Genomic DNA, 16,888 nt, shown 5'->3' on the forward strand with positions numbered 1-16,888 from the left:
ATCCGATGGCGTCGAATCTTATATAAGACAGCAAATATCTGAAGCAGACGGGAGAATATGGCGGTTTTCCGCATGGAAATAGATGCAAGCAGGCACGCAAGCCATGTATGCACCCGTGGAAACAAATATGTAAACAGAAATATATTCGAGCAAATCCTGTCCCGCTCACTCGTTTTTGACGATGCCGCGCACGTTCGTCAACGCCAGGCAGACGTTCAGGATGATCAAGGCCCAGGCTCCGTCATGCCAGCCCCAGCAGACCCACAGCACATTGCTGAACAGGAAAACCCAGAAGCCGGCAAAGCGCCGCGCGGCCGCGCGCGAACCCACGAGCCAGGCCGCCAGCAGCGAAGCGGCCATGGCAGGCCATTGCAACAATTCGATGAAGTCGGACATGGCACCTCCCGTTTGCGGGGAGCGTAGCAACATTTCCGCGATATCAGCGCACGCTTGGTAGACGGCAACAACATTGATATTTATCAAATTGACAGCCCAAACCCTGGGCTACTGTCGGTGCCATCTTTGATCTGAAACAGAAACTCTGCTGCCAAGAATCGACCATTCCAGACACAACGCCAGTTTTCGCCAGGCTCTTCATTCCCCAGCTGATAACGCTCGCCAAGTGCCGTAACACGCAGCGTCCCGTCCCTTGCATACACGTGCAGGGGGAACTTTTGCTAGCGATTTTGCAGCCTTTTGATTAATGAACGTTAAAAAGGAATTTCGTATGAGCACGTATTCTGACATTTGCATCGTTGGCGCCGGCATAGGCGGCTTGATTTGCGCCAGCCGCCTGATCGGCGCCGCCGCCGACAGGAATCTGCGCATCCGGGTATTCGACCTGAATGCCACCGTGGGCGGCCGCATCCAGTCGCGGAAAATAGATGGAGAGGAAATCGCCGAACTCGGCGCCGCCCGCTATTCGCCGCAGCTGCACCCACATTTCCAGCAACTGATGCAGGGCAGCGGATTGCCGCATGCGGTCTACCCGTTCACCGAGGTCATCTCCCACGATAGCGTGCTGGACGAGCTGAAGGCGACGCTGGATGAGCTGAGCCCGAGGCTGGCAGAGCATCCGAACCTCTCCTTCCTCGATTTCGTCAGCCATTACCTGGGCGCCGCCAAGGCCAGCCACATCATCAAGGCGACCGGCTATGACGCCTTGCTGCTGCCGATGGTGTCGGCAGCCATGGCCTACGACATCATCAAGAAACACCCGGAAACGCAGCACTTCACGGAAAACGCCGCCAACCAGTGGCACTATGCCACCGATGGCTACCACGCGCTGCTGTGCCAGTTGCAGCACCAGGCCCAGGTCGCCGGCGTGGAATTCCAGCTCGAACATCGCTTGCTGTCCGTTGAAAAATCGGGCGCCGACCATGTGCTCGCCTTCAGCCACCACGGCGACACGCAGATGCACCGCACACGTCATCTGGTGATGGCCATCCCGCCATCCGCCATGCCGCGCCTGAACCTGGATTTCCCGGCCGCATGGAGCCCGTTCCAGTACGACTCGCTGCCCCTGTTCAAGGGTTTCCTTACGTTCGACACGGCCTGGTGGGACGCGCTGGGGCTGACCGACAAGGTGCTGATGGCGGCCAATCCCCTGCGCAAGATCTACTTCAAGAGCGACAAGTATGTGCTGTTCTATACCGACAGCAAAAGCGCCAGCTACTGGCGCGACAGCCTGGAACTCGGTGAAGACGTGTATCTGGAGCGTGTCCGCAGCCACCTGGAAGAAGTCCTGCCGCTCGATGGCCAGCCGCTGCCGCAGATCAAGGCGCACTTCCACAAGTTCTGGCCGCATGGCGTCGAGTTTTGCGTGGAACCGGAAGCCGAACACCCGGCCGTCCTGCTGCACCGGGACGGCATCATTTCCTGCTCGGATGCCTATACCGGGCATTGCGGCTGGATGGAAGGCAGCCTGATCAGCGCCCAGCAAGCCAGCGGTCTGTTGCTGCAACGGCTAGCTCAACTGGACGAGGTCGCGGCCGCCAATGATACCTTCATCACTTCCTCGACCGAGCGCGCATGAGCCTACTTGACTTCCCCCGCCTGCATTTTCGGGGTTTTGCCCGCGCCAATGTGCCGACGGGGAATCGCAATACGCACGGCAACATCGATATCGCCACGAATGCGGTATCGATGGCGGGCAAAGCTGTCGACCTGAGCCGGCCGCCGTCCGAATTCCATGCGCACCTGAAACAGCTTGCCCCCCGCTTCAATGCAGAGGGCAAGCCCGATCCGGACGGCGTCTTCAGCCAGGCGGCAGGCTACAACTTTTGCGGCAATAATCATTTCTCGTGGGAAAACGCGCGGATCACGGGCGTCCAGCTGCGGGATGGCGAGGTCGACACGCAGGACGCGCTGGTGGGCGCCAAGCTCGCCCTGTGGGGGCACTACAACGAGTACCTGCGCACGACGTTCAACCGCGCCCGGTGGATCGACAACAACCCGGCACAGCCGGACACCACGCTGATCTACGCCGGCCAGTTCACCTTGAGCGACAAGCTGGCCACGCCCAACACGCCCACCTTGTTCACAGCCGATATCGCGCAGGCGCACTCGGTACGCTGGCTCGGCAGCGGCCATGTCACGGAACGCAGCGGGCATTTCCTGGACGAGGAATTCGGCCGCTCCAGGCTGTTCCAGTTTTCGGTGGCCAAGCAAGATCCGCATTTCCTGTTCAATGGGGATCTGCCGCTGCCGGCCAGCATGCAGGCCTTGCGGCAAGCCCTGGACGACGACGCGGTGCTGGGCCTGACGGTGCAATATGCGCTGTTCAATATGTCGACGCCGCTCAAACCCGATTCACCCGTGTTCTACGACCTGGCCGGCAGCATCGGCCTGTGGCGGCGCGACGAACTGGCAAGCTATCCGGCCGGCCGCCTGCTGCAGCCGCGCCAGGGCAGCCTGGGACCGGTGCTGGTGAAAATGCATGAGGACCGCGTCGCGTTCAACATGCCGACCGCCATTCCCTTCACCACGCGCGACCCGCGCGCCGTCTCGGAACAGCATCCCACGCATGCCCTGGGCGACAAGCAGGCGCTCGGCGACCTGCTGCTGCAGGACGGCGCCGGCACCTTGCTGGCGCGGATACCCGAGCAGTTGTACCGCGACTACTGGCGCCATCACGGCATCTTCGACGTGCCGCTGCAGCACGCCGGCGCGGCCACGGGTTCGCTCAGCCTGGGCAGCGCGCAGGCGCAGTGGGACGAAACCGACTGGGTGCTGCAATCGGACAGCAACCAGCTGTATCTGGAAGCGCCGAACCGCAACAAGCATGAGCAATTTCCGCAGACGATCACCGTGCAAAGCCGCTTCCGCGGCGAACTGGCGGCGCCTGCCCTCCTGCCGGCGCAGGCCGAGAACGGCGCGCTGCTGGCCGTGGAACAGCAGCCGTCGGCGCTCGGAGATGGCTACACGGCGCTGACCCTGACGGGGCGCCAGCCGGGCGCGACCAGGATCGTGCTGGGAGCGGACAAGCATAAACAATACCTCGGCGTGCGCGTGCTGCCCGACGACTGGGATCTCGACGACGTACCGGCCGAACAGGTCGACTACGCTTTCCTCTACCGGCATGTGATGAGCTATTACGAGCTCGTGTATCCCTTCATGTCGGACAAGGTCTTCAGCCTGGCGGACCAGTGCAAGTGCGAAACCTATTCGCGCCTGATGTGGCAGATGTGCGATCCGCAGAACCGCGACAAGAGCTACTACATGCCCAGCACCCGCGAACTGTCGCTGCCAAAGTCGCGGCTGTTCCTGAAGTACCTGACGCAGGTCGAGGCAAAGGCCAAGGCGGCGGTGCCGGAAGCGGCGGTGCCGCCTGTCATCGGCAGCAAGGCCGAGCTGATCGAGGAACTGAAAAAAGCTATCGACCTGGAACTGTCGCTGATGCTGCAATACCTGTATGCAGCGTATTCGATTCCCAACTATGCGCAGGGGGCGGCGCTGGTGCAGGCTGGCCGCTGGCTGCCGGCCGAGCTGGAGCTGGCCTGCGGCGCCGAAGACCGGCGCCGCAACAGCGGCACGCGCGGCGCGCTGCTGGAGATCGCCCATGAAGAAATGATTCACTATTTATTGGTCAACAATGTGTTGATGGCGCTTGGCGAAGCGTTTTATAGCGGCACCCCGGTGCTGGGCCAGTTGGCGCGCAAGCGTTTCGGCCTGGACACGGAATTTGCGTTCGAACCATTTTCCGAACACGTGCTGGCCCGTTTCGTGCGTTTCGAATGGCCCGACTACATTCCCACGCCGGGCAAATCCATCGCCACCTTCTATATCGCGATCCGCCAGGCCGTTGCCGACTTGCCCGGCCTGTTCGAGAGCGGCGGCGGCAAGCGCGGCGGCGAACACCATTTGTTCCTGAAAGAACTGACCAACCGCGCCTATCCCGGCTACCAGCTGGAAGTGTCGGACCGCGACAGCGCGCTGTTTGCCATCGACTTCGTCACCGAACAGGGGGAAGGCGTGGCCGTCGATTCGCCGCATTTCGCCTCGTCGCACTTCCAGCGGCTGCGCGCCGTGGCCGGCAAGTTTTCAGCCTGCGACAAACCGTTCGAGCCGGCGCTGCCGGCGCTGAAGAATCCCGTGCTGGAAGCGCGTGCGGACTGCACCGTGGTAACCGACCGGAAGGCGCGCGCGCTGATGCAGCTGTATCAAGGCTGCTACGAACTGACCTTTTTGATGATGGCGCACCATTTCGCGCAGCGGCCGCTGGGCAGCCTGCGCCGTTCGCGCCTGATGAATGCGTCCATCGACATCATGACCGGCCTGTTGCGTCCCCTGTCGGCCGCCCTGATGAACATGCCGTCCGGCGTGCCCGGCCGCCATGCGGGACCGCCCGTGCCAGAGCCGGTCAGCAGCCTCATCAGCAGCGACTACAGCCTGGGCTGCAACATGCTGGCGCAGAAATGCCAGGCGCTGGCGCAGTACGCGCGCGGCCTTGAGAGCGATGTCATCGGCATGGCGCCGATAGAGATGTTGGAGTTTTTTAATCAGCAACTTACCGATTTATCTCGGGGAAAGATGTCAAGAGAGGCTTGAAATGCATAAAATCATTATCGTCGGCGGAGGCCTGGCAGGTAGCCTCAGCGCCATTTATCTGGCGCAACGGGGACACGATGTCCACGTTATCGAAAAACGCGGCGATCCGCTGCTGGAGAATGCTGTAAACGCGGACCCGGTCAACTCGCGTGCCATCGGCGTGAGCATGACGGTGCGCGGCATCAAGGCCGTCCTGGGAGCTGGCATCAGCAAGCAGGAGCTCGACCAGTGCGGCGAACCCATCGTCGGCATGGCATTTTGCGTGGGCGGCCGGCATCGCATACGCGAGCTGACCCCGCTCGAAGGCCTGTTTCCCCTGTCGCTGGACCGCACCGCCTTCCAGCGCCTGCTGAACCGGCATGCCGCCCTGCACGAAGTGAAGTATTACTTTGAGCATAAATGCCTGGATGTCGACCTGGAAAGAAAGATCGTGCTGATCCAGGGCCCGGACGGCGCCGTGCAGCAGCTGCATGGCGACCTGGTCATCGGCGCCGACGGCGCCCACTCGGCCGTGCGGCGCGCCATGCAAAGCGGCGTGCGCCGTTTCGAGTTCAAACAGAGTTACTTCCGCCACGGCTACAAGACGCTGGTCTTGCCGAACGCGGCGGATCTGGGTTTCAGGAAGGACTTGCTGTACTTCTTCGGCATGGATTCCAAGGGCCTGTTTGCCGGCCGCGCGGCCACCATTCCGGACGGCAGCATCAGCTTCGCCCTGTGCCTGCCTTACACGGGCACGCCCAGCTTGGGCACGCTCAACCGCGAAGCCATGGCCGACTTCTTCAGCCGCTACTTCGGCAACCTGCCGCCGGACCGCCGCAAGGAGATGATCGACCAGTTCATGGCGCTGCCCAGCAACGACCTCATCAATGTCCGTTCCAGCACCTTCCACTACAAGGCCAATATCCTGCTGATCGGCGATGCGGCGCATGCCACCGCCCCATTCCTCGGACAAGGCATGAACATGGCGCTGGAAGACGTCCACGTCTTCGTTTCCCTGCTGGAAAAGCACGGCAATACCCTGGGCCCTGCCCTGTCCGAGTTCACGCAGCAGCGCAAGGTGCAGGCGGACGCCATGCAGGACATGGCGATCGCCAACTATGAAGCGCTGAGCAATCCGAATCTGATTTTCTTCCTGCAGACGCGCTACACGCGCTACATGCACAAGAAATTCCCCCGTGTTTATCCGCCAGACATGGCGGAGAAACTGTACTTCACATCGGTTCCTTACGATGAATTGCAGCAAATCCAGAAGAAACAAAACGTTTGGTACAAACTTGGAAGGGTAAATTAATGAACATTCTCGTTATCGGCGCAGGCCCCGCAGGACTGCTCTTCGCCAGTCAGATGAAACAAGCCCAGCCCGGCTGGAATATCAGCATCACGGAAAAAAACACCCCGGAAGAAGTGCTGGGCTGGGGCGTGGTGCTGCCGGGACGCCCGCCGCGCCATCCCGCCAATCCGCTATCCTATCTGGAGCAGCCGGAACGGCTCAATCCGCAGTTCCTGGAAGAATTCAAGCTCGTGCACCACGACCAGCCCAACCTGATGAGCACCGGCGTGACCCTGTGCGGCGTGGGACGCCAGGCCCTGGTGCAAGCACTGCGCGCCAAGTGCGTGGCGGCTGGCATCGCGATCAGCTATGAAACGCCGCCGGCGCCCCGGGCGCAGCTGGAAGCCGAGTACGATCTGGTCGTGGTAGCGAATGGCATCAATTACAAATCGCTGGAGTTGCCGCCAGCGCTGGCGCCGCACATCGATTTCGGCCGCAACAAATACATCTGGTACGGCACCACTCAGCTGTTCGACCAGATGAACCTGGTGTTCCGCAGCAATGAGCAAGGCATTTTCATCGGCCATGCCTACAAATACTCGGACACGATGAGCACCTTTATCGTCGAATGCAGCGAAGAGACCTACGCCAGGGCCGGCCTGGAAGCGCTGTCCGAGCGCGACGCCGCTGCATATATCGCCAAGACGTTCAAAGCCGAGCTCGGCGAACATGGGCTGCAGAGCCAACCGGGCCAGGGCTGGCGCAACTTCATGACCCTCAGCCGCGACCGGGCCTGCGACGGCAAGTTCGTCCTGCTCGGCGATGCGCTGCAATCGGGGCATTTTTCCATCGGCCATGGCACCACCATGGCGGTGGTGGCGGCCCTGCTGCTGGTCAAAATCCTCAATACCGAAGCTGGCACGGCCGCCGCCCTGGACAGCTTTAATGCCCGCGCCGTGCCTCTGATGCAATTGTTCAAGGACCACGCCAACGCCAGCCGCCTGTGGTTTGAAACCGTAGGCGAGCGTATCGGCCTGAGCAATGCAGAGCTGACCGACAGCTTCGACGCCCGCCGCAAGGACTTGCCATCGCTGCAGGAAGCGCTGATGGCCAGCCTTGGCTACGCGCTGGGCCGCTAGGGAGATACCATGCCGACACACGTCTCCCCACCGCTGCTGCCGATGCAATGGAGCAGCGCCTATGTTTCCTACTGGACGCCGATGCAGGAGGACGACCAGATCACGTCCGGCTATTGCTGGTTCGACTATGCGCGCAACATCTGCCGCATCGATGGCCTGTTCAACCCCTGGCCGGAAAAGGAACATGGACACCTGCTGTGGATGTCGGAAATCGGCGACGCCAGGCGTGAACAAAGCCGCAAGCAGAAAGTGGCTTATGCACGGCAGGCGCAGGCAACTGGCGCACAGCTGCAGGGAACGGCGCTGGCCGACGAGGTGACGCCGTTTCAGGCGCTGTTCCTGCCGCAAGCGGTGCTGCTGGACGGCGGCGCCCGTCACGACGGCCGCCACAGCGTGCTGGGGCGGGAGGCGGATGCCTGGGTAGTCGAGCCAGCGGGCAAGCCGCCATCGGTGTTTTACCTGGAGGCCGGTGGCAACCGCCTGCTGCGCATGGTCACCGGCAACGACCCGCAGCACCGTTCGGTACGCGACTTTCCCAACCTGTCTGTCGGCGACATTCCGGACAGCATCTTTACGTCTTGCAACACCTGACCAGGGCATGGCGCGCGCCAGGGCCGCATGCGGCCGGGGCGCGCGCCATCCCTGGCTAGTGTTTTTTGTTATTACTCTCGAAGGATATTGCTATGCCGCTGGTTGTTTACATTCTGGGGTTGACGATCTTTTCGTTAACCACCTCCGAATTCATGGTGGCGGGCATGATGCCGTCACTGGCCCTGGCCATGGACGAACCGGTGACACGGATCGGCTATCTGATCTCCCTCTACGCCATGGGCATGGTCATCGGCGGGCCGCTGAGCACCATCGTCCTGCTCAAGCTGCGCGTGCCGAACAAGCAGGGGCTGCTGTGGCTGCTGGGCTTTTATGTCCTGGCCCAATCCGTGGCCGCCTCCGCCACCAGCTATGACATCCTGGCCGTCGCGCGGGTGGTCACGGGCGTGGCCGCCGCCACCTGCTTTGGCCTGTCCCTGGCGATCTGCGCCGATATCGTCAGCCCCAACGCGCGCGGACGCGCCGCCGCCGTCGTGATCGGCGGCCTCATGCTCGCTTCGGTGGTGGGCGTGCCGGTCGCCACGCTCATCGACCAGCACCTGGGATGGCGCGCCAGCTTCTGGCTGGTGGTGCTGCTCGCGCTGATGTGCCTGGCGCTCATCACCGTGCTGGTGCCGCGCACCAAGCCATCCGAAGTCGTCAGCCTCGGCAATGAACTGGCAGAGTTCCGCAATCGCCACCTGTGGGCGGCGTATGCCAGCAGCGGCCTCATCATCGGCGCGATTTTCGCGGCATTCAGCTACTTCGCGGCCATCCTGACGGAAGTTACCGGTTTTCCGGCGTCCGCTATCCCCTGGCTGCTGGGCGTTTACGGCATCGCCAATGTAGTGGGCAATGGCGTGGTCGGCCGTTATGCGGACCGCTACACCACCGTCATCATGGTCTGGGGCATGGTCATCCTGAGCATCAGCTTGGCGCTGTTCGCCGTCTTTGCGCACGACAAGACCATCAGCGTTGCCCTGCTGGTCGTCACGGGCCTGGTCGGCATGTCGATGAATCCCGCCATCATCGCCCGGGTGATGAAGACCGCCCATCCGGGGCCGCTGGTCAACACCGTCCATACCTCGGTCATCAACATCGGCCTGGGCGCCGGCTCATGGCTCGGCGGCCTCGGCATCGCCGCCGGCTATGGCTTGCGCTCGCCACTGTGGGTCGGTGTCGCGCTGGCAGTGCTTGGTCTCATCAGCTTGCTGCCTTACCTCGGGCACAAGTCGCGCGATTCGGTACTGTCGCATTAGCGGCCGGCGAGGTGTCTTGACGGCCAGGCCCAATCCCGGCAAGATCATGGTGCTGGCTGACAAGCTGCCGGCAACAGCTACCCTCTAGCGCTGGAGCCACCACCATTGAGCCAGGAATATTCCACGGCGATGCGCGACCTACTTGCCGCGCGTGACGTCAGGCATGCCCGCACGCCGCCCGTCAGCGGGCTGACGCGGCAGCACTTCAGCGTCGCCAGCGAGCACAAGGAACTGCAGCTACTGGCCTGGCGCGATTATCTGGGCCGGTTCCTTGACCTCCAGGTAAGGCGCCAGCAGCTGGGCAATGGTTTTCACGCAGAACTCGACACGTACGTGCTGCCGGACATGGCATATCTGGATAGCCGCACGGACGCGGTTACCCAGCTGCGCAGCAATGAGCGCATCTCCACCGACAGCATGCGCGATTTCGTCTTTCACATCGCCGTGCAGGGCATTATCGAGACCAGCACGGCGCGCCCCAGCGCAAAAGCGCTGCAATACACGCCAGGCATACTGGCCCTGGACATGAACCAGCCGATGCGCATGGTGCGGCCGACGCGGGCGCATGTACTGGCCTTCTTCCTGCCCCGTGCCGCGGTCAGCGCGCACCTGCCCGACGCCGAAGCCATTCATGGCCGCATCGTCGGCTATACCACGCCACTGACGCGCATGCTGCCGGCTTACCTGAATATCCTATGCCAGCGCCTGCCAGCGCTGCCGGCAGACCAGCAAGAGCAGACGCTACGCACGTGCGCCCGACTGATCATTGCCGCATTTGCCAAGCAGCAGCGCCTGGAAGAGCATGGGCGCGCTGTCGCCCGCGCCGCGCTGCAGGGACAGATCGAACACTATATCCAGGCGAACCTGCACGAGGAACACCTGACGCCGGACGGCGTGATGCGGGCGTTTCCCGTCGCGCGCTCGACCATCTACCGCCTGTTTGAATCCCAGGGGGGCCTGGCCGCCTACATCCGCCATTGCCGCCTGCGCGACGCGGCACATGAACTGACCAGCATGCGCCATCTTGCCGTGACGCAGATCGGGCTGGGACTGGGCTTCAACAGCGCCTCCGATTTCTCACGCGCGTTCAGCCGCGCGTATGGCATGTCGCCGCGAGATTTTCGTGAACAATTCGGGAACAGTTCAGGCGCAGTCCGGAATGATCTTTCCTCAAAATAATATTTTTGAAAAAGTGAAACAGGGTGTCAAGTCGGCATGAACCGGGGATGGAGAATCAAGTTCCCTACCCGCCCGCGACAGCTGCGGGACCGGTTCCTACTCTCGACGGAGTTCTGCACCCATGCGTAACGACAACAACGATGCCACCTTCGCCCCCGCCCTGGCTCCGTACAATGAAAAGGCGAACGCCGCCATCGTCAAGGCGGTGCGCGCCAGGGACTGGACAAAGACGGCGGTGCGCTACGGTGAAATTTGTTTGACTTTGGCCAAGCCGGATGAGTTCACCGAAGTATGGAGCCAACTGGACCTGAGCACGTTTCCCCCCGACCTGAACAACATGCCGTGGATCGGCCTTTACCATTTCACAGGCAGCGGGCAGCGCGATGCGAATTGCCTGCCTGTCGGCGACATCGCGGTGTCCACCAGACTGGCTCCGCCGTATCAGCCGCCCCGGGCATCTCCCATGTTTTACCTGTCACCGTGCCCGGAAGCGCCGCCGTCCGTCTTGGGCCCCGCATTGGCGCATCCGACGGGGTTCCGTTTTCTGGTCAATGACAGAGGCTCCAAAAACCCCCGGGACATCTGCTACTGGCAGCCCATTGCGCCCGATGGCTATTACGCGCTTGGCATCTGCTTTAACGCCAGGGAACCGGACAGAAGCAAGTATTGGTGCGTGAGAAAAGACCTGTGCATTTCCGTCGACAAGATCCGCGTATGGCAAGAACACGGATGGCACAGCAGCGGCAGCGTGGAAGCGCCGAAGGCGCGGCCGGACAAATGGAAGGATGTTCAGGATGGATACGTCCTTTTGTCGCCGCTGGCGTATACCTATGGCAGCTTGCCGGCATTTTACTTGCGCCTGCCCATGGCCTGCCTCGACGTGGAACCATTTGATTTTCCCGGCCCGCCACGGCCGGAGCTGGACCCGGCAATTGTGGTCAACCACAAGCTGAAGGCCGGCTTGAGCCCAGTCGTGATCGTCCCGTTTACCGCCATCCCCGGTGACGCCAGCAACGTACCCGACCAGCCATACACGTCGCCCTTCTATTTCATCGCCGCCCAGCCGTATTACTTTTGCTACAACGTTTTATCGCCGACCGGGGGCGGCACCACGACGACAACCTACCGCGTCGGCGTGACCAAAGAGGAATCCACGACCTTCGAACGGTCGACGTCGATCACCACGAATGTCGAGGTCGGTGCCGTGTTCGAAGGTCCCACCGCCTCGGCATCCCTTTCCATGACCAACACATTTTCATTAACGCAGCTGAGCGGCCGCACGGAAGAGACCAGCGTCGAATATTCGGAACAGCTGATCTTCAAGGAAACGGCGCGTGTATGGCAATGGCAATTGCTGACCGACCTGGTGGTGACGCGCTCGGATGGGACGCAGATCAGGCCGATCGCCTACCGGAATCAGGACCGCACCAACATTCCCCCGCCGGACAAGGCGAGCCCGCCAGAAGCCATGGAAAATTGAATCGCCGTTCTTTCCCAGCAGTACAACAGTGTGTTTGACATTTCTCATCCAACCAGGAGGTTTATATGAAACTGCAACGTCTGTTTTGCCTTGTCGCCTTGATCTCGGCCGTTTCCATGGCGGGTGCCGCCAAACAGGACAAGGAAACACCCAAGGAAAATGCGGCGGCCAGCCCGGCCACCACCAAGGCAGAGAAGGATGCCGCCGCGGACCAGCAAGGCCACGCCCCTTGCTGGTCCGCGCGGCAATGCAGCGGCAAATCCAGGCCCAATCTCACGCTTGAAGCGTGCAAGCGGGGCAGCTTCGGCAAGTCGTGGGGACTCGCTCCCGGTCCGGGCTGCAGGACTTTCTGATGGCGATACCTTGATCCTGCCCGCATGGCGCGGGCGTCAATAGCCCCGCCCGCACCGCCTGGCCGGTTGCGTGGCGGCGTGTTTCGGCTAGTGCTAGCTGATGACCGGCCTGGCACGTCCCGCCCGCGTCGCCAGCCAGCACAGGATGGCACCGCCGCACACCATGGCCGCGCCTTGCCAGAAGGCCAGTGACAGCGGCGTGCGCAGCAGCAGCGACGACAGCGCGGCGGACAGCACGGGAATGAAATACGAGGCGCCAGCGAGGATAGTGACGTTACCGTGAAGAATACCCACGTTCCACGCGGCGTAGCCAAAGCCCATGGCGCCCGCGGCCAGGACCAGATAGATGATGGCCTCGGCGGTGAATGCCATCTGGCTGCCCCCTTGCAGCAGGTACTTGGTCCACAAGCTGATGGAAACGAGGATGAAGAACAGGGTCACGCCATTCTTGCCCTGCGCAAGGCGCGCCGTCACGGTGCAATACGCGGCCCAGATCAGCGCGCCCGCGAAGGCCAGGCCATAGCTGAGCGGGCTGCTCCGCACATTGGCCACGGTGCCGGCCACGTCAAAGCCCTGCTCGCCGCCCAGCACCCGGCAGATGCCGGCGACGGAGAGCAGGAAGCCCGGCACGATGAGGAAATTGCTCTTTTGCCCGTTGAACAGGATGGCCGCGACAATGGTGAAGGTCGGCCACAGATAATTCACCATGCCCACCTCGATGGCCTGGCGCGCCGTGCTGGCATAGCCTATCGATAGCGCCAGGCACAGCTCATAGGTAACGAACAGCACGCTGCCCCAGACCAGGTAGCGCCGAGGAAATTCGCTCAGCCTCGGATAACCCACGGACAACAGCAGGAACACTGACGCCACGCTGTACATCATCGCCGCCCCGCCCGTGGGTCCCAGCAAGTCAGTGACACTGCGGATCAGCCCGATAATCGAGCTCCACAGCAGAATGGCGCCCAGCCCGGTCAGGGTGGCCTTGTTGGTATTTTTCATGTGTATGTCATTCAGGTGAGGCAATCAAACGCCCGGCGGCACCAGCCAGGCGCCGGGCTTGCGAGACCATACACGGTGTCGTTCGCCAGGGCAATCAGCGGTGACAATTATTGAGATTTCATCAATTATTTGCGGATACTATGTATTCCAGTAACCAAACTTAAACAGGTGCATTCATGTCCGCTCCCAAGTTAGTGTCCGCCAGCCTCGCCGTCTTGTTCTGCGCCACCGCAGCCGCCGGCACGCCCGCCTACCAGCCCTTCCCCAAAGGCTATGGCTATCTGGAACCGGCAGAAACCCGCGCGCTGCAGACGGCCGTAAAGACAGGCGACAACGCCGTCGTGCGCGCGCACGGCTGGCGTTTGTGGGCCGGCATCATGCAGCCGGCCACCGGCCTGGACTGGCCAGTCTGGTACACCTGGCCCAACGGCACCGACGCGTTCGGCGACACCGCGGCGTTGAGCGGCACTGCGGCAACCGCCACGGCGGACGTGAAGCCAGCCAAGCGCCGCATGGGCCGCATGGGGGCGAGCACTTTGACTCCCGTCAACGTGCAAAACACGCCGTTTTACCACATCCCGCAACAGGTCATCGCCGCGTATCCCGGCGCCATAGTCCGCACGACGGAAGGGGGAAAGACCAAAATCAGCATCCGCGACGGCATCCACTTCGCCTTCAATGGCGATATCATGATCGCGACGGAATCGCTGAGCAAAGAGGCGCTCGATTTCATCCGGGACCCGAAACAGCCCGTCTACAAGCAAAGCACGCTCGATGCCTTGTACAGCAAGGACGATCCAGCCAAGCGCGTGCACAATCTGAATGCGCCACCCAGCTATGTCGTGACCAAGCACATGTATTGGCCCGTAAAAGCCCAGGGATTGACCGCATTGCCCGTGTGGCACAACGACTTCAGCGCCAAATATACCGGTTATGCGGGCTACGAAAAGTGGCGTACGGCCATTGCCATCGACCCGGACGGCAAGCAGGTCGGCCAGATGGCCAAGGTCAGCTATCTGCACGGCCTGTACAAGCACGATACCACCACGCCATGGCCCGTCATCACCAAAGCCGCCAAGGTATACGGTTTGCAGGACTTCTACCACCACAAGGTGAGTGCGGCCGACTGGGCCAGTTTCGACGAAGCCGACAAGGCCATCATCAACGCCGCCAGCTACTGGCTGAACGGCCAGCCCTTCGGCGCCGGCGACTACCTGGTCACGGTCGCCATGCACATCAATACCAAGGAAATTCCCAGCTGGGGCCTGCAAAGCGTGTGGTGGTCGGACCGTCCGGACAGCATGCCGTATGCCGCCAACCGCCCGTCCGACATCCAGGCCACGGGACCATGGAAACACTATCTGCTGACGGAAGCCTACGGCATCCCGGAAAAAGGCAACCCGGACCTGCTCCCCGTCGCCACCAACCCGTACATCGAACTGGTGACGCACCCGGTCGGCACCAGCTGCTACACCTGCCACGCCAACGCAGGCTGGCCCAGCAGCTTTAAAGCCATGACCCCGGGCGTGGCCAGCTATCAAAATCCGCAATGCCCGAACCTGCGCGCCTCGCTCAACCCCAAGAGTTCGTGCCTGGCACCCTTCACCCTCACGGATTTCCAATGGATCATCCCGGATCGGGCCGTGGGTAATTAACATACGCAAGCAATTGCCGCAGCATGGCTTGATGCCGGGAAGCGCATGCTGACGACTCAGGCTGCCGCCCTGAACAACTATCTTAGCACTGCAATAACAAAAAAGAGACTTGCATTTCTACGCAAGTCTTGATTCTGTCGTGTATTCTTGGTGGTRCTGACATTAAAAATATTATTCTGGTCGGCGGTGGCGCCTTCTTCTATCGAAAAGCACTGAAACCGCATTCCCGCATCACGAGCTGCAGGAACTCAAGGATCCGATCTTTGCCAACGTCAAAGGTTTTCAGTTTGCTGGAACAGAACTGGCCAAGCAGGTACGTGCATCGAGCACGGACTAGCATAGTCCCGGCATCGGCCAACTCGTGGCGTGCCCCATCGGTGTAGCGTTCGTACGCGCTAGCAAAAGCTGGCCTTCCCTAGCCATAACTGCCGGCAAAGGATGGTTTATCCGATCGAGGCAGCAGCAGAGCGCCTGCTTTTGCGCGCGATAGCGGCACAGTTTGCTACGATAAACTAGCCCGTCTTCTGCTTCGCGCGCTCGGCCAAATCGAGGACTTTGCGCGCTGGCGGTGGACTGGTCATCACCAAACTCCCAGCCCGCCCAATTGCGAAAAGCAGTATTTGGAGCGTCTGAAGAGGCACTGGGGAGCTCGGCACCGTTCGCTGCGGCAATTCGACTCGCACTCTTGAAGCGATAACGAGAGCAGCGAACAGCATCACCACGCCAGCAATAATGAAAACGCCCGTGACTCCGCCCAACCCGAACATAATGCCACCCAATGCAGCGCCGGCAGCTATTGAAGATTGCACCGCAGCGACGACCATGCCACCAGCTGTCTCCGCTTGATCAGGAACGGCACGGGCTACCCAGTTGGACCAGGCGACAGGTACGCCGCCGAACGCCAGGCCCCACAGAGCGACCAAAAGCATCAGGCCTGTTCCTTGGACTGGCAGCAAGATCATGCCGAATGCCGCCAAGCCCACCAGCGCAGGCATGAGCACTAAAGTAGCACGCAGGCTACGCTCCATTAGCCAGCCGGCCAGCAGCGTGCCAACGAAGTTGGCGACACCAAAACCCAGGAGCATCAGAGACAAATCGTTTACATCTATTTGGACAACGCTTTCAAGAGCGGGGCGAATGTAGGTGAACAATGCATATTGCCCCGTATGGGCAAGTACGCAGCCCAACATCCCGATCCCGATCCCCGGGCGACGGAGCAATCCCAGTACCGATGTGGTGCGCATCGTCGTGCGCGGCGCCATACGGGGCAGCGTGAACAATTGAAACACAAGTGTTAGCCCTCCGACAGCCGCAGCTGCTATAAATGCACTGCGCCAGCCATATAGCCCGCCTAAGTAGCTGCCTAACGGTACAGAAACGACCGTCCCGATGGCGATGCCGCTGAATATGATGGATAGCGCTCGCGGCACCAACCTCGCCGGCACCAGCCGCATAGCCACGGCTGCCGCCATGCTCCAAAAGCCTCCTAACGCGACGCCCAGAAGAATGCGCATCACCAACAATACTGTCAAGCTTGAGGACAACGCCACCAGCAGGTTGGAGGCGATCATCAGCACGGTGAAAGCCAACAAGACGATACGCCGGTCAAAATGACGCGTGAGACCTGGCACCAACAGCCCGGCGAACATGGCCACGACGGCCGTCACCGTCACTGCCTGGCCAGCTAGTGCCTCCGATACGCCAAGATCGAAGGCCATCGGGGTCAATAGACTGGCTGGCAGGTACTCCGCCGTCAGTAAACCGAAAACCCCCATCGCCAGTGAAAACACGGCCATCCATGCTGCTGCCGCTGGCTCTAAAACAGATACATCGTTCGCGTTGGGCGTTTGCTTGGTAGCAAAAACATCGTTGTTCATCTCTAGAATCCCTAAAACAATCGGAGTCGAAAGTCTAGAG

13 protein-coding genes are annotated in these 16,888 nt (G+C 61.3%); 10 read left to right on the plus strand and 3 right to left on the minus strand.

Annotated features, from left to right (window positions below; translation table 11 throughout):
- Window positions 1–165: 165 nt before the first annotated feature.
- Window positions 166–396, minus strand: coding sequence for a hypothetical protein (locus AC4BCN_RS17290; protein WP_128143027.1), 231 nt, complete (start codon window positions 394–396; stop codon window positions 166–168).
- 331 nt (window positions 397–727) lie between these two features.
- On the opposite strand from AC4BCN_RS17290, the gene vioA reads away from it, so the two are divergent.
- The 9 genes from vioA to AC4BCN_RS17335 all read left to right on the plus strand — a co-directional run bounded on the left by vioA (window position 728) and on the right by AC4BCN_RS17335 (window position 12,317).
- On the plus strand, window positions 728–2,035 hold the full coding sequence (gene vioA / locus AC4BCN_RS17295; RefSeq protein WP_456149981.1) for a flavin-dependent violacein biosynthesis tryptophan-2 monooxygenase VioA: 1,308 nt from the start codon (window positions 728–730) through the stop codon (window positions 2,033–2,035).
- Window positions 2,032–5,049: an iminophenyl-pyruvate dimer synthase VioB gene (gene vioB / locus AC4BCN_RS17300; protein ID WP_490491366.1), complete on the plus strand. Its 3,018-nt coding sequence runs from the start codon at window positions 2,032–2,034 to the stop codon at window positions 5,047–5,049. The genes vioA and vioB overlap by 4 nt, the downstream gene beginning before the upstream one ends.
- A 1-nt stretch (window position 5,050) precedes the next feature.
- A complete protein-coding gene (gene vioC / locus AC4BCN_RS17305; protein ID WP_139089353.1) occupies window positions 5,051–6,340 on the plus strand; it encodes an NADP-dependent violacein biosynthesis oxygenase VioC in 1,290 nt (429 codons plus the stop codon).
- On the plus strand, window positions 6,340–7,458 hold the full coding sequence (vioD, locus tag AC4BCN_RS17310) for a flavin-dependent violacein biosynthesis monooxygenase VioD (RefSeq protein ID WP_490491367.1): 1,119 nt from the start codon (window positions 6,340–6,342) through the stop codon (window positions 7,456–7,458). Before vioC ends, vioD begins: the two co-directional genes overlap by 1 nt.
- 9 nt (window positions 7,459–7,467) lie before the next feature.
- On the plus strand, window positions 7,468–8,049 hold the full coding sequence (gene vioE, locus AC4BCN_RS17315; protein ID WP_490491368.1) for a violacein biosynthesis enzyme VioE: 582 nt from the start codon (window positions 7,468–7,470) through the stop codon (window positions 8,047–8,049).
- A gap of 92 nt (window positions 8,050–8,141) precedes the next feature.
- Window positions 8,142–9,305, plus strand: coding sequence for an MFS transporter (locus AC4BCN_RS17320; protein WP_072453407.1), 1,164 nt, complete (start codon window positions 8,142–8,144; stop codon window positions 9,303–9,305).
- 129 nt (window positions 9,306–9,434) lie between these two features.
- Window positions 9,435–10,484, plus strand: a complete 1,050-nt coding sequence (locus AC4BCN_RS17325) for a helix-turn-helix domain-containing protein (RefSeq protein ID WP_490491369.1) — start codon at window positions 9,435–9,437, stop codon at window positions 10,482–10,484.
- Between the two features lie 121 nt (window positions 10,485–10,605).
- A complete protein-coding gene (locus AC4BCN_RS17330) occupies window positions 10,606–11,964 on the plus strand; it encodes a Vps62-related protein (RefSeq protein ID WP_490491370.1) in 1,359 nt (452 codons plus the stop codon).
- A gap of 65 nt (window positions 11,965–12,029) precedes the next feature.
- On the plus strand, window positions 12,030–12,317 hold the full coding sequence (locus AC4BCN_RS17335; RefSeq protein ID WP_490491371.1) for a hypothetical protein: 288 nt from the start codon (window positions 12,030–12,032) through the stop codon (window positions 12,315–12,317).
- Between the two features lie 93 nt (window positions 12,318–12,410).
- Here the strand turns inward: AC4BCN_RS17335 and yddG are convergent, their stop codons facing one another.
- Window positions 12,411–13,316, minus strand: a complete 906-nt coding sequence (gene yddG / locus AC4BCN_RS17340) for an aromatic amino acid DMT transporter YddG (protein WP_490491372.1) — start codon at window positions 13,314–13,316, stop codon at window positions 12,411–12,413.
- A 176-nt stretch (window positions 13,317–13,492) separates the two neighbouring features.
- Between yddG and AC4BCN_RS17345 the strand changes: the two genes are divergently transcribed.
- On the plus strand, window positions 13,493–14,971 hold the full coding sequence (locus AC4BCN_RS17345) for a hypothetical protein (protein WP_490491373.1): 1,479 nt from the start codon (window positions 13,493–13,495) through the stop codon (window positions 14,969–14,971).
- Window positions 14,972–15,483: 512 nt separating this feature from the next.
- Here the strand turns inward: AC4BCN_RS17345 and AC4BCN_RS17350 are convergent.
- Entirely contained in the window at window positions 15,484–16,848 is a 1,365-nt protein-coding gene (locus AC4BCN_RS17350) for an MFS transporter (RefSeq protein WP_490491374.1), read from the minus strand.
- Window positions 16,849–16,888 lie beyond the last annotated feature (40 nt).

This window comes from Janthinobacterium sp. Bl 1, assembly GCF_058215535.1.